This window comes from Parabacteroides timonensis (assembly GCF_900128505.1).
Taxonomy (GTDB): Bacteria; Bacteroidota; Bacteroidia; order Bacteroidales; family Tannerellaceae; genus Parabacteroides; species Parabacteroides timonensis.
Genome location: NZ_LT669941.1, coordinates 3,283,557 through 3,306,394 on the forward strand (window position 1 = coordinate 3,283,557; position 22,838 = coordinate 3,306,394).

Sequence of the window (22,838 nt, forward strand, 5' to 3'; positions counted from 1 at the left end):
CGAGGAACTACGAGGAAACTGTAATCAATTGACAATAAAACGCTTAAAACAAAAAGAGGATATCCCTTAAAAAGATATCCTCTCATACTATCCTTACTAAAATTACTTCCCTGCCCGATCCAACACCTCCGGCACGATCATGCTATCATAACCTTTTGTTGCCAGATGGGACTTTACGACAGCGAGATAACTCTCCGGGACATTTTTTTGAGCCGGCTGAATTACAATATCCCTCACATGTTTTCCTATTTTTCCCAGAGCTTCATCAATCATTCCCAAACCTATGACCACCATATAATTCCTCTTATTCTTTTCAGAAGTATCATAGGATAACAAAGGTTTCCTTTCATTAAAGTAGGAAATCGAAAAAGCATAAGCCGTGTTGCCTTCTTCAGAGGATAACTCATAATAGAAAGGAGGTGAAGGGATGATTTCGCCATCCGTATTTTTATAATAGGTGAATAATTCCACTACTTCCCCTTTTGCATCTGCCAGATCCGCCTTACGCACGGCACCACGGACGGCACGGTTTCTCAGTTTTACGTATTCGTCAAAGAATATCTTCTTTCCGTTTACAGTATAATAAGCAACAATCATTGTTTGCTCTCTCAGGTCTTTTTTAAAGTTTTTAGGGTCACCGATGTAGAAAAGGATAGGAACGTTTTCTACGCCCACCTTTGCCTGTTGCTGCATGAAACCGTCTTTCACCACTTTCAGGATATTAGTCGTTGCTATCGGAGGAGCTCCCGCATCAATGTAAGAATAGAATGCTATCGGCTTATCTTTCGCAGAAGCAAATATATTCGTCAATTTCTCCGACAGATTATCGACAGTAGCATACTTATTATTCAGAAGTATCTGCCCCAATGAGTTAACAAACAGATCCTGCCTGTCTGTCTCTTCATTCAGGAAACGAGACATGTACTCCTGCGAAGGGTTCTGTATATTCTCCTTTTCATTTAGGTACTTATCCAGCTCTGTCCGAAAGAATTCCCTCACATCCTGCTGTTCGTTCAGAGGAGTTTCCTTATCTTTGCTTTGGATAAGCGTTTCCAACTGCCGGTTCACTTCCGGGCGGGCAAAAGCATTGAGGACGATAAGTCCCACAGGGACCAGGAGCAGTAGCTTCAACCGGGCCCAATTCTTTGATTTACCTTTTAACATCATAGTAATACGTTTTTTAATTTTACTGTGATTGAAGCTGTTGGCAAGAGTGTAGAGGCTGGAGCCGACAGCTTTTTTCACGAGCAATAGTTGATATTTAGTTGCATCGATGCCTTGATTGAGCACGCCTTTATCGGCCTGGTATTCGTGTATTTCCTTCAATTCCCTTTTCAGCAACCAGACAGCCGGATTAAACCAGTGAAGTAGCAGAATGATCTCCATAAAGATAAGGTCGATGGAATGACGATATTGAAGATGCATCTTCTCATGTGTCAGGATTTCATCCGAATACTTCATATAATCTTCTTCAGAAAGAATAATATATCTCCCCCAACTGAACGGGGAAACAGGAGATGGAAACAAGATCAGCGTGTAGTTCCCACATTTCGTTTTATGTCCCTGGCGGGTAATTTCCAGCATCTTACGGAAAGAGACCAGGGTTATTAACAGGCAGACGGTACAGCCCAGAAGATAAGAAAGACCGATCAATTGTCCCCAGTCTATTGTATAAGCCGGTTCCTCAGCGGAAATAACCCGTTCTTCACCATAGCCTTCAGGGAAAGATGTTTCGACCAGCGGAGCATTTCCGGCGATGATCTTTTCCAATTCGATAATCGGTTGCTGGATAAACAGAGGCTTTGATGTTTCGAGCTTTACAAAAGGCATTAACATACAGACCACTATTCCACCCAACAACACCCACCTGTTGAAACGGAAAAAGGTGTCATTACTGAGCAAAGCCTTGAACCCAAGGTAAAATAAGGTCAGGCAGATGGTAGATTTCAATATGTACAGAAGTAAAGCTCCCATAGTAAACGTTTTTACTTGTTCTTGATCTGTTGTATCAATTCCTGCAGTTCATCGAGTGTCAAAGCTTCTTCCTCTATCAATGTAGAGACCACACGAGTGTAAGAGTTGTCGAAATATTTATCGACCACCTGCTTCAGTGTCTTTTTCCTGTATTCGTCTTCCGAGACCAAAGCATAATACTGGTGGGTATTTCCAAAGGCCTTGTAACCGATATATCCTTTCTCCTCCAAAGTACGGACAATAGTCGAAAGGGTATTGTAATGCGGCTTGGGCTCTTCCTGTAAGTCGAGCAATTCGCGGACAAACAAAGGTCCTTTCGCCCAAAAGTAACCTAATATTTCTTCTTCTTTTGCAGTTAATCGTATCATAATCTGTCGTTTTAATAAAGGAATGTCCAAATATAACTATATTTTCCAGTAATACAACTATAATACATAGTTAATCTACTATAATTCGTAGTAGTATTATCATTAGAGGCCAGGACACCCTAAATTAATCCCCAATGGGATGCCACTGTAATTGCTTCAATACAATTCTCGACCTCCAATTTTTGGAATATATTCCTTTTATGAAACTTGATAGTATTCACATTCAACGACAACTCTTTGGCTATAGCCGTATTTGTATGCCCTTTGGAAGACAGTTGCAAAATAAGTTTCTCTTTAACTGTAAGAAGCGGCAAAATATTTTTGTACCAGAATCGCTCATTTTCCTGATATATGAATTGCTCCCCAGTATTGAAATTTTTAATGATAGTTTTATTTTTGGTTTTCGAATATAACGGTGTCACAACACATACTGCCAACCAAAGATCTCCATCCTCATTAATTATAAGCGGTATCAATCTTTGATTTACCCTGGTTACTTTTTTGTTTATATGCACCAGGTCGAAATCATACTCAATAGAATACATATACCGCTTTTCGATCGGAAGTTTATAGTAAAAGTCAAAACCGGCCTTATTGATTTCCAATAAACGTCGCAAATCATTTTCAGGAATGACCCTGGTATAAAATGAGTACCCCCACTCAAGCACCTGCTCCACAGAGTAACCACATAAAAATAACTTATCAGGAGACACATAGATAAATGCTTGTTTCAGGTAATCAATCACATACAAAGAGTGATTCAAGGTACATGCCATACGATGAACAATATCCATACTGTTCTTCATCTTTTCATCCAAATCACCATCAATCTTTGGCCTCTTAACAGGATCAAAAAACTTCTCTACACTAAATTCTTTCATGTCTTGTTTTTTATTGCCTGCTAAAAATACGAACATTATAATCAATTTTACGACATCTTCTCACAAAAAAATGACTCACAAATAATTTCTCTACTCAAAAGTGTAGCTATTTATTATTCCTGTCATTATATATTTGCGCATAACTTAATCAAAAATCAGGGAATATATAAAAGGAATAGAATCATTATCTACTAATATTTTATCCACTGTCAGGAATCGGAAGTGACATATATGAAACTAAATATTAATAACGTAATACTATAAGATATGAAATTTAATAAAATTAAAATGTGTCCTATACTCATATTATCAATAATTACTATAGGATGTAATGAGGGGGTAGAAACTATAAAAAACAAGCTTGTCTCTATCGACGTTAAGGCTTATGTAAATTCTAATGATGCAATTTCTATTAAGAATGAAATTGAAAGAATAGAATATATCCCGCTAGAATTAACCGATGACAATAGCTCAATGATCGGGCAAATAATGGATATAACCCTCACCGAAAATTATATATTTGTCTTATCTGACCCTACATGCGGAGTTCTTCAATTTGATATAAAAGGGAATTTCATCAGGCAAGTAGCAAAATATGGACAAGGTCCTGGAGAACTTCTTTTTCCTATAAGCATGTATACTGTAGAAGAAGACAGTAAACTATATATCACTGGAGCTTATCAGACAATAATATACAATTTTGATGGAAAATTCGAAGAAGCGTTCGACCGGGGAGGAAGAATGAGTTTTTACTCTTATCCTATTGGAGAAGGACGAGTCGTTGAAACTAGTTCTGATGGCATACCTTTTGAAGCAGAAGGACATTTTGGAATTGGCATATTTAGCAATATGGGTAAAGGAGATACGATAATTATGAAAAACAATTTTTCAAATGACAAAATATCTTCATCAAAAGAATCTGGTTTTAAGCTAACAAGATGTATACTTAGTGATTCGGGGGTATTGTTTTCAACAATGACAAACGATACTATTTATCGTTTGACTAAAGATACAATCATTCCAGCATTCTGCTGGCAGAGGAATCTAAGTGAAGAATCTTTAAAAAATTCATATTCACTCTTGAATTTTATACCGACAAATACAGAACTATTTCTTTACGACATAATAGAATTTCCTAAATCTATTTGCTTTAGATATGTATATAATGAGAAATCATACATAATGCTTTATGATAAGCAGAGTGGTAAAATATCATCAACACCCACTCCTTATAAAATGAATGAGATTTCAGATGTTGATTTTTGGATGACGATGTGGGGAATAAATAATGATATAGACAATGGTTTACCTATTGCTCCGTTACATTGGTATAATAATAAGAAAATATCTATACAATGCACTCCTGCTTCAACCATTGATTATCTGCGAGATAAAGGAATGCTTAAAGCAGCTCCCAATATTCTAAAAAAGATAAATGGAGATGATAATCCCATTGTCATATTGTATCACTTAAAATACTAACTATGATTAATTGGATACAATTACCTTGATTGCCGACAATTCCATCATCATTCTTCGCGGAAAAAGCAGTACTTTTGCAGTCTATAATAAGAAGGTATGAAGATAGGCTCAATAGATTTAGGTGAACATCCCGTATTCCTGGCACCGATGGAAGATGTGACGGACATCTCTTTCCGTTTGATGTGTAAACGTTTCGGTGCAGACATGGTATATACGGAATTTGTATCGAGCGATGCACTGATCCGCAGCGTGAACAAGACACAGGAGAAACTGACCGTTGCCGAAGACGAACGGCCGGTTGCTATACAGATATATGGTAAAGAAGTGGAAGCGATGGTGGAAGCAGCAAAGATATGCGAAGCCGCCCGCCCCGACATTCTCGATATCAACTTCGGCTGCCCGGTAAAGAAAGTGGCAGGCAAAGGTGCCGGAGCAGGTATGTTGCGGAATACTCCACTGATGCTGGAAATAACTCGCGAAGTGGTAAAGGCCGTCAACATCCCCGTAACAGTAAAAACCCGCCTGGGATGGGATGCCGATAATAAAATCATTGTCGACCTGGCCGAACAATTACAGGATTGCGGGATTGCCGCCCTCTCTATCCACGGACGCACCCGCGCACAGATGTACACCGGTGAAGCCGACTGGACACTAATCGGCGAGGTAAAAAACAATCCGCGCATGCATATCCCTATCATCGGGAATGGCGACGTGACTTCTGCCGAGGCCTGCAAACAGCGTTTCGACCAATACGGAGTGGATGGCGTCATGATCGGACGCGGTAGTATCGGCCGCCCCTGGATATTCCGCGAAGTAAAACATTACCTGACGAACGGAACGGCATTGCCCGACGAGAAATTCATCTGGTACCTGGATATCCTGAAGCAGCAGGTCATGCAAAGTGTGGAACGTCTCGACGAACGTCGTGGTATTTTACATATCCGACGTCATCTGGCAGCCACTCCTCTTTTCAAAGGAATTGCCGACTTTAAGCCGACACGCGTTGCCATGCTTCGCGCTGAAACAGTAGCCGAACTATTCAATATTATGGATTCCATTCCGGAAAAGTTTGGGATTATAGAATAAATCGGTCAAAAAATACAACTTTTGAATCATAAAGTGACAAATTTACAATAATTTGATACAATAGTATATTGCATATAATATATTTCCTCTTATATTTGCATCGAGTTTTTTTCATAGTATTTTAGATCTAAGGTTAACAAGTCTTTGCAAAGGAGGAATCGTGAGATTGCTTCGTTGGGAAGCAAAGAGACCGCATCCGTTGTAAATACGGGTTGCGGTTTTCTTTTTTATTATTTTCTAAAAAAAGTTCTTCAGATATGCAACCGAAACCGGATTACGTTCGTCTTATAAAGAAAGAACTAAAAATAAAGACAGATGAAAACAAAAGTACTTCTTCTTATCGCCTGCCTGCTGACCACACTGGCGGGATCTGCCATCACTGAAAAAACAGTAGATGGAAACGGAAATGTAATTACAAAAACGGTTTCGATCGACGATTATAACGAGATATCCACAGTAGGTGTCATGGAATTTGTCTACGAACAATCGGATGCTGCTCCTTATCTGGAAGTCATGATCGATGAAAATCTCTATGAGTTACTGGAGATAAAGGTTGATGGCAAAGAACTAAAAGTCAGCCCCAAAAGAATAAATGAAAACAGCCGCAACGGTAATACTTACAACCTGAATCCGACGACATTCAAGGTGGTAACCAATTCGCGTGAAATAAAGGAACTGAACGTTGTTTCCTCCGGTGATTTCATTATTTCCAGTCCGCTCAATATAAGCAAACTGGAAATCAATATGGCAGGTAGCGGAAACATTCTCCTGAAAAAGAAAGTGACAGGAAACAAACTGGAAATCAACCTGGCCAGTTCAGGCAGCATCGTCGCATCCGACATCAGTCTGAATGGAGTTGAATGCAGCCTGGCAGGTAGTGGTTTCATCCAGATAGGAGGAAAGACCGAACAGGCAGAATACAATCTTGCCGCAAGCGGAAACATTAAAGCCTACGATTGCCAGTCAAGCAAAGTAGAGTGTAATATTGCCGGCAGTGGTAATATCCAGACTTATGCTAAAAACCGACTGGAAGCCAATATCGTAGGCAGCGGAAACGTATATTACAAAGGTGATCCGACCACCAGCAAAAGTATCATCGGGTCAGGCAAACTGAAAAAAGCGAACTAAAAGATAAACAAACAAACTTAAAAGTATAAACATTATGAAAGCAATAGCATTAGCATTCATCGGATTAATGACTTTCGGCACCATAGCTTGTCATGCGAAGAAAGTAAAAGGAAACGGAAATATCATCACCAAAGAAATCCAGGTATCCGATTATAACGAGATCAAAGTAGGCCAGGGCATAGAAAGTGGCAACATGTCTTTCACAAAGAAAAACAAATCGCCCCGTTTCAACTACACCCAGCAATCGGGAAGTGCAAGTTTAAATATCACAATAGATGAAAACCTGCTTCCGTTGCTGAATATCCAGTCTAACGGAAACGTTCTGACTATTGGTACAGGAATGGGAACTCAAATCAATCCGACCCGGTTGGAAATCAACAGCCACTCCAAAGAACTGAGAAAACTGGGTATTTCCGGAGGTATGGATTTCTTCCTGCAAAGCAAACTGACCGGAGATAACCTGGAAATAAATGCATCCGGGGCAAGCGACGTATACCTGGAAAACTCTGTCCGCATATCCAACCTGTGTAAGATAAGCCTGAGCGGAGCAAGCGACGTCAAGGCCAGTAACCTTGAATGCGATAAGATAGAATGCCGTTCTTCCGGATCGAGCGATATCAAAATGTCCGGAAAAGCCAACGACGGCGAATATCATTGCAGTGGCAGCAGCGATATAAAATCGTACGATTTCGTTGTGAAACGCCTGAAGTGTTCCGCCAGCGGCAGTTCCGATATACTGACGAACGTGACCGAAAAACTGAATGCTTCGGCATCCGGCAGCAGCGATATCAAATACAAAGGCAATCCTGAAGTGAAAAAGAGCTCAAGCGGCTCAAGCGATATCGATCATGTGAACTAATACAATATAGGGAGAGTTATTGTAAACCCGGAATTACTTTTCATAAAGGCATTTGATGAAAAGTGATCTCCGGGTTCTTTTTGTTGGTAAAAAGGTGTCTTACATTTTATTTCTGGATAAAAGTTCACCGGAAGTAGGAATTATAAATTAAATTACCCCTATTTTTGTAACCGACCTCATTCAGGTCGCGTCTATATTAAGGAAAGGCAATACTAAACAATTAAATTATGAGAACAAAAGGATTATTATCTATTATCATGTTATTGGGATTGTTATTCACAGTCCAGGCAGCCGATCATGTAAAAGGGAACGGTACTCTTACCACTAAGAAAATAAAGATCGACGATTACAATGCGATCAAAATTGATGGCGTTATCGACTTTAATTACGAACAATCGAATGCAGAGCCTTACATCGAGGTAACAGTCGACGAGAACCTGCATGAATTTGTAAACATAGATATAAAAGAGCGGGAACTTTCCGTTGGCTTCAAGGGAGCCAAAGTAGACCATTATACCAAATTCATTATTAAGACCAACTCGAAATGGCTGAAAGAGGTAAAAGCGGCAGGAAATGCCAACTTTATGATCAACAGCTCACTTACTGGGGATGAACTGAAGATCAAGGCAAACTCAAACTGTCTGGTTCAGTTGAAGGAACTGGTTAAAATGGGAAAACTCGAATTGAATGTATCCGGAAGCGCCAATATGGTAGTCAACAACCTGCAAGCCGACAAATTGGAATGCAGCATCAACGGCTCCGGTACTATCAACCTGAAAAAAGGAACAGCCAAAGAAGGCGAATACAGCATCACCAGCAGTGGCGAGATCATGGCCTTTGGTGTAGATGTACCCGAACTGAGCTGTAAAATGACCGGTAACGGAACAATGGAAGTTCACCCTACCAACAATCTGAAAGCAAATATTGTCGGTAAAGGAAATATCCGTTACAAAGGCCCGACTGCCGTCCAGCAGAAAGTGATTGGAAAAGGTAGCGTAGAAGAAGTCAAATAATATAACAATATGAAAACAACACTCTATTTATCTTTACTGTCCGTCATCCTGTTATTCACTTCGGGATGTATCTTCATCCCATCTATCAAAGGCAACGGAAACGTAATTACCCAGACAATCGATATCACCGATTACGATGCGATTGAAGTACAAGGCACTTCAATCATATTCAATTATTCACAGCAGGAGTCTGCTCCCGCTCTGACGGTAACGGTCGATCAAAATATTTACGATTTGTTTGAGTTCGGGACAAAAGACAATAAACTGGTTATCCGTCCCAAAGACCGTAGCCAAAAGTCGATCAGAGTCCGTTCGACAGAGTTCACCATCACCACCAACTCTTCTTCATTGAAAAAAGCAGATATGGCCGGAATCGAAGTGTTTAATCTGAACGGCAAATTCGCATCAAACGAGAAAGTGAAATTCAGTACGGCAGGCAATACAAAAATAGAGTTAAGAGATACAGTGACAGTCGACCAAATGGAGATAAGTGTTGCCGGTAAAAGTACGCTAAACGCCGATGCCCTGTATGCAAGAGTGTTTAAAGGAGAGATAGCCGGAAAAGGCACATTCAACCTGAAGGGCGCAGGCGAAAAGGCCGAATTCGAGATTGCCGGCATGGGCAAAGTGCATGCTTTTGATTATGAACTTTCGACTTTATCATGCGAGATCGCTGGTAAAGGAACGATCGAAACATATACCAAAGATAAGATCAGTGCCGAGATCGCCGGTATGGGCACGGTTAAATATAAAGGAAATCCTTCCATCAGAGAGGATAGGGCAGGGTTAGGTTCCGTAAAGAAAGTGGATTGACCTACAACCACCCTTCTTTCCGGTACCATTCGATACTTTCCTCCAATCCTTTACGTAAAGGATACTCAGGTGTAAAACCAAGTTCATCCTGAAGCGGCGTAACATCACAAATCCAGTTGCGTTGCTTCAGGATGATATATTTATCGGTGTTGAGTGTCATACTCTTGTTCAGCAACTTACCGATCCACTCGGAACAATGGCAAGCCACATTGACCAGTCCCAACGGAATACGGGCATGGAACACCCGTTTCTTTCCGAGTATATCTTGTATCATCCGTGCAAACGATTCGTCGGTATATACATCCCCATCGGCCACAAAGTAATGGCGGTTACGAACAGCGTCATTCTCCAAAGCAAGGAAAGCCACAGTTGCCAGGTCTTTTACATATATAAAGGTGATACGCTGGGGAATAAAGCCTACGGCAAAATCAAAACCGGACTTTACACTTTTGATCTCCATAAAATAATCTTTCTCACCGGGACCATACACACCGGTCGGACGCAGGATCACATAAGGGAAATGCGACTGGCTGCGCACATAGTTCTCCGCCACCAATTTACTCTTCCCATAAGCCGTATCGGGTTGCTGCGGATCATCCAGACGGATCGGACGGAAAGTCGTTTCATCTCCCTGTCCGTAACTGCTCAGGCTGCTCATCAAGAGAAACTTTTTCGGCTTACACCCGGCAGCGGCCAGAGCCTCTATAAAATGATGCGTATTTTCAGCGTTAATATGGAAGAAGTTCTTCTTATCCAACGTCTTGGTCAGGCCGGCATTATGGATCACATAATCCCAGGCACCCTGTTCACGGACAAAGTCCGTCAGTTGGGCTGTCAACGCCTCCTGATTATTATATTTCAGGTCGATAAAACGGATCCGTTCATCCTGCAGGTGTTCGCGACTGCTTGTTGCACGTACACCTGCCCAGGTTTCATATCCTCTGCGCAACGCTTCCTTCACCAGAAAACCGCCGATGAAACCGCTTGCTCCTGTAATCAATATCTTCATATATCAGTCTTTATTCTTCATATAATAAGTATAGTAGTACCACAACAAGCCGATCCAGTTGAGTACGACAATAAGCAATATCCAGACAATCTTCTGTCCCCGGCTGATAAAAGGGTTCTGTGAAACCGCCTTACAGCCAAACAGAATGACCGCGATGCCAACGATAACGCCGATTTCCGGCAATGAGATTAAACAAAGTGGGTGTGACATGGAAAAAGAGAATTAATGTTCGTGTGTTTTCAATACCCGGTGCGGCAGGTTACCATGTCCGATCAGTTCAATCGGGCAGGCATATTTCTCACCCAACCACTCTTCGGTGACATCTACGCCGGAATGATAATGCGATGTTTCGTTTACGCAAGCTATATTCTTTACCATTGCCAGAACGGTACCGATATCGTGCGAAACAAGAATGATCGCACTCTCCTTGTTGATCTCCTCCAACAGTTTGTAGAAACGCGACTCAAACCGTTTGTCGACATACGAATTAGGTTCGTCCAGGATTAATAGCTGGGGACGGGAAACGATGGAACGCCCCAACAGGACGCGTTGCAGCTGTCCGCCGGACAATTCACCGATCGACCGGGTGTAAAGCTCTTCGAGCCCCATTTGCCGGATCACCTCGTCGATACGTAGTTTCTGGGCTTCCGTGTACGAACGGAAACGGGGCTTTTCGGCGGCTAGTCCGGATGCGACCACCTCCCATACCGAGATCGGAAATTTTCGGTCGATATTATTCAACTGGGGAAGATAACCGATACGCAGGGAAGATACAGGCACGCCATCCTGATAAAAACGGATAGAACCGGATACCGGCTGAAGCAATCCGAGGATCACCTTCAATAGTGTTGTCTTTCCACCGCCGTTCGGTCCGATAATCCCGAGAAAGTCGTCCTTCCATACGGTCAGGGAGACATCCTTCAGGACGACCTTGCTGCCGTAAGCGGCTGTTATTTTATCTATTTCAATGAGTTTGTCCATCTGCCAATGCTTTTGCAATATGAATCATTTCTTTCGACCAGTCATAAGCCAACGGATTAATCACGGTCAGTTTACATCCGGTCTCCTTGGCTATCAGTTCCGCATTCTTCTGATCGAATTCCTGCTGGATAAAGACTACACGGGCGTTGTTCTCGCGGGCTGTCTCCACCAACATCTTCAGTTGGGCGGGCGAAGGCTCTTTGCCATCCATTTCGATACACAACTGTATCAGGTTGAATTCGTTGGCAAAATAGGTCAGAGCCGGATGATAGATGATAAAAGTACGGTCGGTCAGCGGATCGAGCAGTTGCTTGATCTCTGTTTCCGTTTTGTCTATTTCATCCACTAATTCATTATAATTCTTCCAGAAGTATTCCGTGTTATCGGGATCTAATGCGATAAAAGCATTCAGCGTGTTCCAGGCTACGACTTTAGCACCGGCAATGGAACTCCAGATATGCGGGTCCACTCCACCATGATGATGGTGGTGATGGGCGTCCTCCCCGGCATGGGCATCGTGGTCGTGAGCGGCATGATCATGCGCATGGGTGTCTTCTTCCGTATCGGCCAGCAACTTCATTCCTTCGGAAGTATCGAATATTTCCAGCTTCGGATTATTCTCACGTATCTTATCCATCCAGGCCTGTTCGAAACCGATAGGGCCGATACGCAGGTAAGCGATACTTTTCCCTACCTGTATCATTTGCTGGGGAGTGGGATCGTATGTTTCCGGACTTTGCCCGGCAGGAACCACACAGTTTATCTTGAATTTATCCCCGGCAATTTTCTCGGCAAAATAGCGTTGGGGTTCGATCGTTACGGTTACTATATTTCCTTCCGTCTGCTTATTTACACAGGCTGTCAACAGGAGAATAGAGAGAAAAGTGATTATTATACTCGTTCGTTTCATACTGATTATCACTGCAATTATATATCGGGATCGTTTATTTATCTCAAGTTCACAAAGGTAGCAAATTTTTTAACACAGCTACCGGAGTGTAAAAAGATAAACAATCAGAGAAGGAGGATGGTTTATGGAGGTATTTGTGGAATTCCCCGGAAGGATAGGGAATATTTCCCCATTTCTTCCATTGGATTTGTTTTTCATCTTGCGGACAAAACAAAACATCGGATGGATAAGCAACAAGTTTACAATATATTACTTCTTTACGCATTCTCATAGTTGTATTTTGGCACGGATATTGCGTAATATAGGGCAATAGGTAAATTTAGGTTTTAGGTTTTTAAGGTAAAAAAGAAAGTATGAAAAAGATTATTTTAATGGCAATGATTGCCATAAGCGCCGTATGTACATCACAAATCCAGGCTCAGAACGCATCGGGCAACAATGCACAAACAGAGAATACAGATAAGTTTTATGAAATCGACATCACAGAAATTCCCCAGATCTTACAGGAGGGAGTGAACAAAGCATATCAGGATTGCCTGATCAAGTCGGTTTATGTTTCAAACAACAGTACATTCATAAAATACAAGGTAGTATTGATGACCCGTGAACAAAAAGAAATGAAAGTTTATTTCGACGATAAAGGAAATGTCGTGAAGGAACACAGTTATTTCGAAGGTTCCAATAAGTAATAACAAGGCCTTCTCTGCTTTTATTTTTTAATCGCATAGAAGGCCTTTACTCTCACTTTAACGTTCAGCGACTTGGTAAATAAGGCTTAGAATAGGTGGTGGCAGCAACCGAACACCCGAAAAGTGACACTAAAACTGTCACCTCTCCGTTCTTTTATACAAAAAGAATTGCATACATGGTTCTTTTTACTTAAATTTGAAAGAAATCAAACAAAAAACTACCATGCTGAACACACTAGATTATTCCCAGGTCCCAAGCGATTTCGTCCATTGTTTTAAGAAAGATTGCAGGTTAGCCGACCATTGCCTGCGTTATCAGGTAACTCCTTTTATTCCCCGCGAACGCTGGTCCGTTTCGGTGATAAACCCGTCCATTGCCGGAACCGGCGACGATTGCCGCGCTTATCTGAGCGATACCCCTTTGATATATGCTTACGGAATGGATCATTTGTTTGACAACCTGCCCTACGCCAAAGCCCGGGAGGCGCGATATGCCATGCGCGAACATTACGGGAAAAACCATTTCTACCGCTTAAAAAGAAAAGAACGTTGCTTCGACCCGAAAGAGCAGCAATATGTAAGTGACCTGTTCCGCCGTTTCCATATAGAGAGCGAACCGGTGTTCGATACTTACCGGGAAGGCTTCCGCTGGGTCAGGTAGGTTTGTTCATCGTGAAGACACTTTAGTTTCACCTGCAGGAAACAAAGGTTTCACTTGCAGGAAACAAAAGTTTTGTCCATAGGAAACTTTAGTTTTGTCCACAGGAAACTTTAGTTTCACCCAGACGAAACAAGCTGAAACTCACAACTATGTTTGATAATCAGATACAACAGATAATATGAAAGTAACGAAGCAAAACACCTACCGGAAGAAGCCGGCACAACGAGCCTTGGGGCTTGACGAGCTGGTCATGCTACTGAAGGAGGAGAAGACACGGGAAACCGTGGAGCATTTCAGAGAACGGTTGCAACGGGCTTATCCCAATAAGAGCTACGCCTACACGCGTAAATTACCCCAAATCTTGTTTGCCGGGACGTTCCGGTGCGGCGAGATGAAAGAATACAACGGATGGGTACTACTGGAGATCAACCACTTAAGCGGAAAAGACGAAGCATCGGTTTTGCGAAAAAAGGTAGCCGGGTATCCGCAAACCCTCTTTGCAATGGTAGGCTCGAGCGGGCGGAGCGTGAAGTTCGTGGTGCCTTACACCCGTCCCGACGGTTCATTACCCCGTTTGCACAGCGAGGCGGAGTTGTTTCATGCACATGCATACCGGCACGCACTCAAAACCTACGAGCCGCGCCTCTCGTATCCGATCGAATTGAAACACCCCGTGTTGGAACAATGCTGCCGCCTGAGCTACGACCCGGAAGTGTACTACAACCCCGAAGCTCTCGTCATCCACCTGGAACAGCCTTCGGAGATGCCGGCCGAAAGTTTGTATCAGGAGAAATTCGAGAAACGGATGCCGGCACAGCATCTTGTAAAATCGTACTACGACCACCACCGCTACCTCTCCGTACAATACGAACTGGCCCTGGGGCAAGCCATTGAGAAGTATGGCGACCTGGACGAAAACTTCGACTTTAAGCCGGTACTGGTCTGCCTCGGTCAGCTTTGCTTCGGTGCCGGGATCGGCGAAGAAGAATGTGTGAAATGGACGCTCCTGTACTTCGGCAATATCATACCGGAGGTAGAGATACGCGAAACGATAGGCCATACTTACCTGAAAGAGAATGGCTTCGGCAACCAGGTATTGTGCAAGCCTGAACAATTGCAGGCGCTGAAAACAGAAGAGTTTATGAACAGGCGCTATGATTTCCGGTTCAACACGATGGCCGGCGGGACGGAATACCGGGAGAGGAATTCGTTTTGCTTCGATTATCGACCGATGACCGAACGGGTGATGAACAGCATCGCCCTGAATGCGCAAAAAGAGGGCCTGCAACTCTGGGACAGGGATGTTCGCCGCTATGTCAATTCCGATCGTATTCCCGATTATGCACCAATAGAAGATTATCTGGCCCGTTTGCCCGAATGGGACGGGAAAGACCGGATACGGCCGCTAGCCGCCCGGATCTCGTGCAACAACCTGCGGTGGGAACAGTTGTTTTACACCTGGTTTCTGTCGATGGTGGCTCATTGGCAGGGACGCGATCGGCAGCATGGCAACAGTGTGTCTCCTTTGCTGGTGGGCGAACAGGGGTGCGGCAAATCCACCTTTTGCTTCAATCTGCTCCCACCGCAACTCAATAAGTATTACACCGACAGCATCGACTTCAGCCGCAAGCGGGATGCCGAGTTATACCTGACACGTTTCGGGCTGATCAATATCGACGAATTCGACCAGGTGACCTCGAAGCATCAGGGTTTCCTGAAACATTTGTTGCAAAAGCCGGTGGTCAACCTGCGCAAGCCGTATGCCAGCCAGGTGGAGGCAATCAGGCGTTATGCCTCGTTTATTGCCACGAGCAACCATACGGATCTGCTGAGCGACCCGTCAGGCAGCCGTCGTTTTATTTGCATCGAGGTAAAAGGGATAATAGACAACACCCAGCCTATTGCTCACGAGCAGCTTTACAGTCAAGCGATTGCAGCTTTGAATAAAGGCGAACGCTATTGGTTTACCCACGAAGAGGAGTTGGTACAGATGCAGGAGAACGAAGAATTTCAGCAACGTCCGTTGTGTGAAGACTTGTTTTACCGTTTCTACCGTCCTGCGGAAAACCGGGAGGAAGGAGTCAAAATGTCGGCCGGCGAGATTTATCTGTCGGTACAGGAAAAAAGCAGACAGAAGTTACCGGGCGGACAGATCTCTCATTTCGGACGTTTTCTGAAAAAATCGGGACTGACCAGTTACAACACAAACCGGGGCAGGTTGTATTTAGTGGTAGAAAGACAGATTTAGTGATAGCAGTGGCCTCCCCTCTTGCAAACAAAGAGTTGCTACCACCACATATAAAACATTAATAACCAGAATATTTTATATGTGGTGGTAGCAGTTGTAGAAAATGTTGTAATTTCAATATATCTCTAGAGGAATAGTTACCGCTTCGAAATAAAAGAGGAGCTCTGTTATTGGACGAATGCCCTTCAAGGCGCAAAAGGCCGTATTCGACAAACTGCTCGAAGTGGCGGATGTGGCTAATCTGAGCAAGGACGAGCGTGTCTTGTATGACGAAGTCCTGAAACGTTACCGCGACTATAAGATTTGATTTATTAACATGAAAGCCGAAAGCAGGTAAAACAGCCCCCCGCTAAAGAAATGCCCCGTTAAAACTATTATATGTGCCGTTAATTCTTTACATTTGCCACAAAATTAGCAGATATGACAGAGAGCAAGGATGAACACATATTGAACGTCATTAACTATCCGGAGGATTTACGAGAGTTGCCCCAGGAAAAGTTGGGGGAAGTATGTGCAGAGTTGCGTCAATACATAATAGATATACTTTCAGAAAATCCCGGACACCTGGGAGCAAGCCTGGGAACGGTGGAACTGACCGTCGCCCTTCATTACGTATTCAACACCCCATACGACCGGATTGTCTGGGACGTAGGCCATCAGGCATACGGACATAAAATTCTGACAGGACGCAGGGACGCATTCCATACACTTCGTAAATTTAAAGGCATCAGCGGTTTCCCCAACCCGGAAGAAAGCCCCTATGACGCATTTATTGCGGGCCATGCCTCCAACTCGATCTCGGCAGCCATGGGTATGTCGGTCGCCTCAGCACTGAAAGAAGAAAAGAACCGCCACGTAATCGCCGTTATAGGTGACGGAGCCATGACGGGAGGACTCGCTTTCGAAGGGCTGAACAATGCCTCGGCTAACCCCAACAACCTGTTGATCATCCTCAACGACAACGATATGGCTATCGACAACTGTGTGGGAGGATTAAGCCAGTACCTGGTAGATATCACAACCAGCCAGGCATACAACAAAATGCGTTACGACGTGTATCGCGGCCTGAAAAAGATGAAGCTGATAAACAACGACCGCCGGGGAAATATCATCCGCTTCAATAACAGCCTGAAGGCATTACTCACACAGCAACACAACCTGTTTGAGGGTTTCAGTATCCGTTACTTCGGTCCGGTGGACGGACATGACGTAAACTATATGATCAAGTTGCTGAACGATATAAAAGACCTGCAAGGTCCCAAGTTATTACATATCAAAACAAAGAAAGGCAAAGGTTTCAAACCTGCGGAAGAGTCGGCCACCGAATGGCATGCTCCCGGCAAGTTTAACAAGGAAACCGGTGAACGCATCATTATACACAATCTGGACGAACCGCAACTGTATCAGGATGTATTCGGACATACGTTGGTAGAACTGGCCGAACAGGACGAACGGATCGTGGGAATTACCCCCGCTATGCCGACAGGCAGCTCGATGATCCATATGATGAAAGCATTCCCCAAACGGGCATTCGACGTCGGGATTGCGGAAGGACATTCAGTGACTTTCTCCGCCGGACTGGCCAAAGAAGGAATGATTCCTTTCTGTAATGTATACTCGTCGTTTATGCAACGTGCATACGACAATCTGATCCATGATGTGGCACTGCAAAAGCTGCATATGGTGATCTGCCTCGACCGTGCCGGCCTGGTAGGTGAAGACGGAGCCACACATCACGGAATGTTCGACCTCGCTTACCTCCGCCCGATCCCGAACCTGACTATCGCCTCCCCTCTCAATGAACTGGATCTGAGAAACCTGATGTACACCGGATATAAAGAAGCTCCGGGAACATTTGTGATCCGTTATCCACGGGGCAAAGGTGAAATGAGGGACTGGCGTAATAAAATGCAGGTACTGCCCATTGGCAAAGGGAAAAAATTGAACGAAGGAGACGACATAGCTGTTCTGACCTTAGGTCCGATCGGAAACGAAGTAATAAAAGCCATCAGTGAAATGAAGGGTGAAGGCATATCGGTTGCCCACTACGACATGATTTATCTGAAACCGATCGACGAAGAGTTATTACATGAAGTAGGCAAAAAGTTCAAACGCATCATCACCGTAGAAAACGGAGTGGTGAAAGGCGGCTTGGGCAGTGCCGTACTTGAATTCATGGCAGATAACGGATATACTCCGCGGGTAAAACGCATCGGTATACCCGACTCATTCATTGAACACGGATCAATTCCCGAATTATACAAGCTATGCGGCCTGAATGCCGATAGCATCGCGGAAGAGATCAGAAAGATGGTGAACGATTAATTAGTAACAACATGAAAATTATTATTGCCGGGGCAGGCGAAGTGGGTACGCATCTCGCAAAGATGTTATCGCAGGAACAACAGGATATCATCCTGATGGACCCGAGTGAGGAGCGATTGAATTTCACTAACTCCAACATGGAGATCCTCCCGATGGTAGGGAACCCTACTTCAATCCGTGATCTGGAAGAAGCAGGAATAAAAAAGACAGACTTGTTCGTCAGCGTTACACCTGAAGAAACAACAAATATCGCTGCCAGCATCCTAGCCTCCAAGCTCGGAGCACGCAAAACACTGGCCCGTATCAATAATTACGAATATCTTTTACCCAAAAATAAAGAACTGTTCGAAAAACTGGGTATCCATTCGATGATCTATCCGGAGATGCTTGCAGCTAAGGAAATTGTGAATGCCGTACGCCGTCCGTGGACACGCCAGTATTGGGAACTGTTCGGGGGGGCTCTGATCCTGATCGGAGTAAAGGTTCGTGAAAACTCACGGCTGGTAAACAGACAACTGGCCGAGTTGCTGAACGAACAGAAACTATACCATATCGTTGCCATCAAACGGCAATACGAAACGATTATCCCACGGGGTACCGACTATGTCTTACCGGGAGATATCGTATTCTTTACCACTACGAAAGAGCATATCAAAGACGTACAGATACATGCCGGTAAAAAAGATCCGGAAGTGAAGAAGATATTTATCATGGGAGGAAGCCGTATCGCTATCCGTACCAGCCAGTATCTGCCGAACAATATCCGTGTCAAAATCCTGGAAACCAACAAAGAGAAGAGTCACCGCATAGCGGAAGTAGTACCTAGTAACGTCTTGATCATTAACGGCGACGGACGCGACACCGAACTGCTTATGCAGGAAGGTATCAAAGATGCACAGGCTTTTGTCGCCCTGACAGATAACTCGAGTACGAACATACTTGCCTGTCTGGCTGCAAAACGTTTCGGTGTATTCAAAACGGTCGCCAAGATTGAAAATATCGACTATATTCCACTGGCGGAAAATATGGATATCGGTTCGGTTATCAACAAGAAACTGATAGCAGCCAGTCATATCTACCAGTTCCTATTGGATGCCGACGTGTCGAACGTGAAGTTCCTGACATTCGCCAATGCCGATGTGGCAGAGTTGGTAGCGCGTCCCGACTCGAAAATCACACGTAAACAGGTAAAAGACCTGCGTCTGCCGAAAGACCTGACGCTGGGAGGGCTGATACGGGACGGAGAGCCGATGATGATCAAAGGTGATACCCAAATACAAGCTTACGACCACGTAGTTGTTTTCTGCCTGGAAACAGCCATGCGTAAACTGGAAGATTATTTTAATTAGTATGCTACTGAATGTACGTTTCATAATAAAAATGCTGGGGATGATGTGCATCCTCGAGACGCTGTTCATGCTGATGGCGGCAGTCGTTGCATTCCTCTACAAAGGAAACGACCTGTATCCTTTATTGCTTTCCTGTGGAATCCTGTTCGGGACAGGTGTTACACTCTATGCAATCGGTTTCCGGGCCAACGAATATTCTGCCGGACGACGGGAAGGGATGCTTACCGTAACATTCACCTGGATACTTTTCTCCCTATTAGGTATGCTCCCTTTCTATCTGGGAGGTTATATCGACAATGTGACGGATGCATTTTTTGAAACAATGTCGGGGTTTACCACCACCGGATCTACCATACTGACTGATATAGAAGCGTTACCGAAAGGCATCCTGTTCTGGAGAAGTCTTACACAATGGCAGGGTGGTATCGGTATGATTGTATTTACAGTGGCCCTGATGCCCATTTTAGGCGGGGGAGCCACTCAACTGTTCAATGCGGAAACACCGGGAATTACACACGAGCGGTTCCGTCCGCGTGTTACCCAGGTAGCCAAACGGCTCTGGGGTGTTTATTTATTCCTTACTCTCCTATTGATCGGCCTGTTATGGATAGGTCCCATGGATTTATACGATGCTGTGAACCATGCCTTGACAGCGATCTCTACCGGGGGATATTCAACCAAAAACACCAGTATCGCTTACTGGGATTCGGCTTATATAGAGTATGTCATCTCTATATTCATGTTTATCGGAGCAACCAATATGACATTGATCTACTTCTGCTTCAACGGAAATGTGAAGAAACTGTTCCACGATGAAGAGTTCCGCTGGTTTTTCTGGTTTGTAGCAATCATGATCGCTGTTTCTACGGCCTGGGTAATGTACCAGGGGGTTGCTACTGACTTCTTATCGGCGTTCAGGAAAGCCTCGTTCCAGGTAGTCACTCTAGTCTCTACCTGCGGATTTGTAACCGACAACTACATTCCCTGGGGGCCGTTCTTCTGGATGATAGCCTTGATCCTGATGTTTATATGCGGTTGTGCCGGTTCTACCTGCGGGGGATTAAAAATAGGACGGTTCGCCATCCTTTCTAAAAATCTCTTCAATGAGTTCAAGAAACAAACCCATCCCCATGCCATTATTCCGGTGCGGATGGATACACATATCGTATCCGGCGAAGTGGTACACCGTGTACTGGCTTTTGCCGTTGCCTACATGCTTCTTATTGTAGTAAGTTGCATCGTTCTGATGCTTGACGGACTGGGGTTTGAGGAGTCGATCGGAGCTGCCGTTTCGGCCATAAGCAACGTAGGACCGGGACTAGGAAAGCTGGGGCCGGTCGATAACTTCTCCGAAGTTCCTGTCGTTTCCAAGTGGTTCCTTTCATTCCTGATGATGACAGGCCGTCTGGAAATATTTACCGTATTGACTTTACTCGTTCCCGGATTCTGGAAACAATAAAATAACAGATCATGAAAGCACCTGCAATATTCCTCTTTATCATCGGTTACCTGTGCAGCACGCTGATAGCCACCTCACAAATAACCTCCCAGCGGGAGACGACCGATCTGTTGCCCGAAGGTACTTTCACAAACGGAATAGAAGGCCCAGCCACCGACAAAGCCGGAAACCTCTATGCCGTGAATTACGCCAAAGAAGGGACGATCGGCATTGTGTATCCGGACGGATCGCACGAATGCTTCGTGACACTGCCGGAAGGTTCCACAGGCAACGGTATCCGATTCAATAAAGAAGGGAATATGTTGGTAGCCGATTATACCGGTCACAATATCCTGAAAGTAGATATGAAAACCAAAGAAATCAGCGTATATGCCCATGAACCGAAGATGAACCAACCCAACGACATCGCCTTGGCCCCCAACGGAAATCTGTATGCCAGCGATCCGGACTGGCCCAACAAAAAAGGACAGCTCTGGTTGATCACACCCGATGGGAAAGTAAGTCTTTTAGAAGGAAATATGGGAACGACCAACGGTATCGACGTAAGCCCCGACGGGAAGAAGCTATATGTCAATGAGTCTGCCCAGCTGAAGGTATGGGTCTATGATATCAAACCGGACGGGACGCTCAGAAATAAAAAGCTTTTCCACACCTTTGAAGGCTTCGGGATGGACGGTATCCGCTGTGATGTGAAAGGGAACTTATACCTCTGCCGTTATGATAAAGGGACCGTTGCCATCATCAACCCGAAAGGTAAATTGATCCGTGAGATACAACTAAAAGGGCAAAAACCTTCGAACATAACCTTCGGAGGCTCGGATAATCGACGCTGCTACATCACTCTCCAGGACCGCGGTTGCTTCGAAACCTTCATTGCTGAATACCCCGGAAGAGAATAATTATTCACGTTATTGAAGATTTCTTTAGGTCTGATATACGCTTTTGCTTAATTTTGCGTTATAATAGGTACGAATTACTAAGATGTAACGCAAAATGATAGAATATATTAAGGGGGATATTGTAGAGCTGACTCCTACACAAATGATAATTGAGTGTTCCGGGATTGGCTATCAACTTAACATATCTCTGACTACATACAGCGCATTCAACGGGAAACCTTCCGGGAAAATTTACGTATATGAGGTTATACGTGAAGATGCCCACCTATTATTCGGATTTGCCCTGAAAGCAGAACGTGAGTTGTTCCTGCTGTTGACTTCCGTATCCGGAGTCGGCCCAAATACAGCCCGCATGATCTTATCGTCACTTCCCCCTTCCGAACTGATACAGGTGATCGCCACTAAAAATGAAACGGCTCTCACCTCGGTGAAAGGTATCGGACAAAAAACAGCCCAACGCATCCTGGTCGACCTGAAAAACAAGGTTAAAGTCGGAGATATGGTCGTTGGTGAAACAGCAGCTCCGGTGCCTGGTCATGGTGCAGTCGCAGAAGAAGCGGTTGCCGCCCTGGTTATGTTGGGATTCCAAAAGGCAGCTTCACAAAAGGCTGTAAGCTCGATACTGAAAAGTTCGCCTATGCTGGCAGTGGAACAAGTGATTAAAAGCGCACTCAGAATGCTTTGATAGTTGACAGTTGAGAAGT

At 44.2% G+C, this 22,838-nt stretch carries 22 protein-coding genes; 15 read left to right on the forward strand and 7 right to left on the reverse strand.

Annotation, left to right across the window (positions count from 1 at the left end; all coding sequences use genetic code 11):
* Window positions 1-102: 102 nt before the first annotated feature.
* The 3 genes from BQ7394_RS20920 to BQ7394_RS20930 form a co-directional block, all read right to left on the reverse strand.
* Window positions 103-1,974 carry a M56 family metallopeptidase gene (locus tag BQ7394_RS20920; protein ID WP_075559182.1) on the reverse strand — a complete coding sequence of 624 codons (1,872 nt, stop codon included), beginning with the start codon at window positions 1,972-1,974 and terminating at the stop codon, window positions 103-105.
* A gap of 11 nt (window positions 1,975-1,985) precedes the next feature.
* Window positions 1,986-2,342 (reverse strand): BlaI/MecI/CopY family transcriptional regulator, encoded by a 357-nt coding sequence (locus BQ7394_RS20925; protein WP_075559183.1) that lies wholly within the window; start codon window positions 2,340-2,342, stop codon window positions 1,986-1,988.
* 119 nt (window positions 2,343-2,461) lie between these two features.
* Window positions 2,462-3,223, reverse strand: coding sequence for a helix-turn-helix domain-containing protein (locus tag BQ7394_RS20930; protein ID WP_235848790.1), 762 nt, complete (start codon window positions 3,221-3,223; stop codon window positions 2,462-2,464).
* Window positions 3,224-3,490: 267 nt separating this feature from the next.
* Between BQ7394_RS20930 and BQ7394_RS20935 the strand changes: the two genes are divergently transcribed.
* The 6 genes from BQ7394_RS20935 (at window position 3,491) to BQ7394_RS20960 (ending at window position 9,604) form a co-directional block, all read left to right on the forward strand.
* Window positions 3,491-4,705: a 6-bladed beta-propeller gene (locus BQ7394_RS20935; protein WP_075559185.1), complete on the forward strand. Its 1,215-nt coding sequence runs from the start codon at window positions 3,491-3,493 to the stop codon at window positions 4,703-4,705.
* Window positions 4,706-4,801: 96 nt separating this feature from the next.
* The gene (gene dusB, locus BQ7394_RS20940; RefSeq protein ID WP_075559186.1) at window positions 4,802-5,791 is read left to right on the forward strand and encodes a tRNA dihydrouridine synthase DusB; all 990 of its coding nucleotides are present in this window, start codon (window positions 4,802-4,804) and stop codon (window positions 5,789-5,791) included.
* A 315-nt stretch (window positions 5,792-6,106) separates the two neighbouring features.
* Window positions 6,107-6,919, forward strand: coding sequence for a head GIN domain-containing protein (locus BQ7394_RS20945; protein ID WP_075559187.1), 813 nt, complete (start codon window positions 6,107-6,109; stop codon window positions 6,917-6,919).
* 34 nt (window positions 6,920-6,953) lie between these two features.
* A complete protein-coding gene (locus BQ7394_RS20950) occupies window positions 6,954-7,778 on the forward strand; it encodes a head GIN domain-containing protein (protein WP_075559188.1) in 825 nt (274 codons plus the stop codon).
* A 227-nt stretch (window positions 7,779-8,005) separates the two neighbouring features.
* Window positions 8,006-8,791, forward strand: coding sequence for a head GIN domain-containing protein (locus tag BQ7394_RS20955; RefSeq protein WP_075559189.1), 786 nt, complete (start codon window positions 8,006-8,008; stop codon window positions 8,789-8,791).
* Between the two features lie 9 nt (window positions 8,792-8,800).
* Window positions 8,801-9,604 carry a GIN domain-containing protein gene (locus BQ7394_RS20960; RefSeq protein WP_075559190.1) on the forward strand — a complete coding sequence of 268 codons (804 nt, stop codon included), beginning with the start codon at window positions 8,801-8,803 and terminating at the stop codon, window positions 9,602-9,604.
* 1 nt (window position 9,605) lies between these two features.
* Here BQ7394_RS20960 and BQ7394_RS20965 read toward each other — a convergent pair whose 3' ends face one another.
* From BQ7394_RS20965 to BQ7394_RS20980, 4 genes are read right to left on the reverse strand one after another with little or no spacing between them, the layout of a single operon-like run.
* Window positions 9,606-10,613: an NAD-dependent epimerase/dehydratase family protein gene (locus tag BQ7394_RS20965; protein ID WP_075559191.1), complete on the reverse strand. Its 1,008-nt coding sequence runs from the start codon at window positions 10,611-10,613 to the stop codon at window positions 9,606-9,608.
* A 3-nt stretch (window positions 10,614-10,616) separates the two neighbouring features.
* Window positions 10,617-10,823 carry a hypothetical protein gene (locus tag BQ7394_RS20970; RefSeq protein WP_075559192.1) on the reverse strand — a complete coding sequence of 69 codons (207 nt, stop codon included), beginning with the start codon at window positions 10,821-10,823 and terminating at the stop codon, window positions 10,617-10,619.
* A 12-nt stretch (window positions 10,824-10,835) separates the two neighbouring features.
* Window positions 10,836-11,594, reverse strand: a complete 759-nt coding sequence (locus tag BQ7394_RS20975) for a metal ABC transporter ATP-binding protein (protein WP_075559193.1) — start codon at window positions 11,592-11,594, stop codon at window positions 10,836-10,838.
* Entirely contained in the window at window positions 11,578-12,504 is a 927-nt protein-coding gene (locus BQ7394_RS20980) for a metal ABC transporter solute-binding protein, Zn/Mn family (RefSeq protein ID WP_075559194.1), read from the reverse strand. Before BQ7394_RS20980 ends, BQ7394_RS20975 begins: the two co-directional genes overlap by 17 nt.
* Window positions 12,505-12,857: 353 nt before the next feature.
* On the opposite strand from BQ7394_RS20980, the gene BQ7394_RS20985 reads away from it, so the two are divergent.
* The 9 genes from BQ7394_RS20985 to ruvA all read left to right on the forward strand — a co-directional run bounded on the left by BQ7394_RS20985 (window position 12,858) and on the right by ruvA (window position 22,819).
* Complete coding sequence (locus tag BQ7394_RS20985; RefSeq protein ID WP_075559195.1) at window positions 12,858-13,193, forward strand: hypothetical protein; 336 nt, start codon at window positions 12,858-12,860, stop codon at window positions 13,191-13,193.
* 223 nt (window positions 13,194-13,416) lie between these two features.
* Window positions 13,417-13,854, forward strand: coding sequence for a DUF6078 family protein (locus BQ7394_RS20990; protein ID WP_075559196.1), 438 nt, complete (start codon window positions 13,417-13,419; stop codon window positions 13,852-13,854).
* A gap of 178 nt (window positions 13,855-14,032) precedes the next feature.
* Window positions 14,033-16,102: a BT4734/BF3469 family protein gene (locus tag BQ7394_RS20995; RefSeq protein ID WP_075559197.1), complete on the forward strand. Its 2,070-nt coding sequence runs from the start codon at window positions 14,033-14,035 to the stop codon at window positions 16,100-16,102.
* 178 nt (window positions 16,103-16,280) lie between these two features.
* Window positions 16,281-16,409: a hypothetical protein gene (locus BQ7394_RS26340; protein WP_317043297.1), complete on the forward strand. Its 129-nt coding sequence runs from the start codon at window positions 16,281-16,283 to the stop codon at window positions 16,407-16,409.
* Between the two features lie 113 nt (window positions 16,410-16,522).
* Window positions 16,523-18,427 (forward strand): 1-deoxy-D-xylulose-5-phosphate synthase, encoded by a 1,905-nt coding sequence (dxs, locus tag BQ7394_RS21000; protein ID WP_075559198.1) that lies wholly within the window; start codon window positions 16,523-16,525, stop codon window positions 18,425-18,427.
* An 11-nt stretch (window positions 18,428-18,438) separates the two neighbouring features.
* Window positions 18,439-19,776, forward strand: coding sequence for a Trk system potassium transporter TrkA (gene trkA / locus BQ7394_RS21005; protein ID WP_075559199.1), 1,338 nt, complete (start codon window positions 18,439-18,441; stop codon window positions 19,774-19,776).
* A gap of 1 nt (window position 19,777) precedes the next feature.
* A complete protein-coding gene (locus BQ7394_RS21010) occupies window positions 19,778-21,235 on the forward strand; it encodes a TrkH family potassium uptake protein (protein ID WP_075559200.1) in 1,458 nt (485 codons plus the stop codon).
* Between the two features lie 11 nt (window positions 21,236-21,246).
* Entirely contained in the window at window positions 21,247-22,134 is an 888-nt protein-coding gene (locus BQ7394_RS21015; RefSeq protein ID WP_075559201.1) for an SMP-30/gluconolactonase/LRE family protein, read from the forward strand.
* A 94-nt stretch (window positions 22,135-22,228) separates the two neighbouring features.
* Window positions 22,229-22,819: a Holliday junction branch migration protein RuvA gene (ruvA, locus tag BQ7394_RS21020; protein WP_075559202.1), complete on the forward strand. Its 591-nt coding sequence runs from the start codon at window positions 22,229-22,231 to the stop codon at window positions 22,817-22,819.
* Window positions 22,820-22,838: the final 19 nt, after the last annotated feature.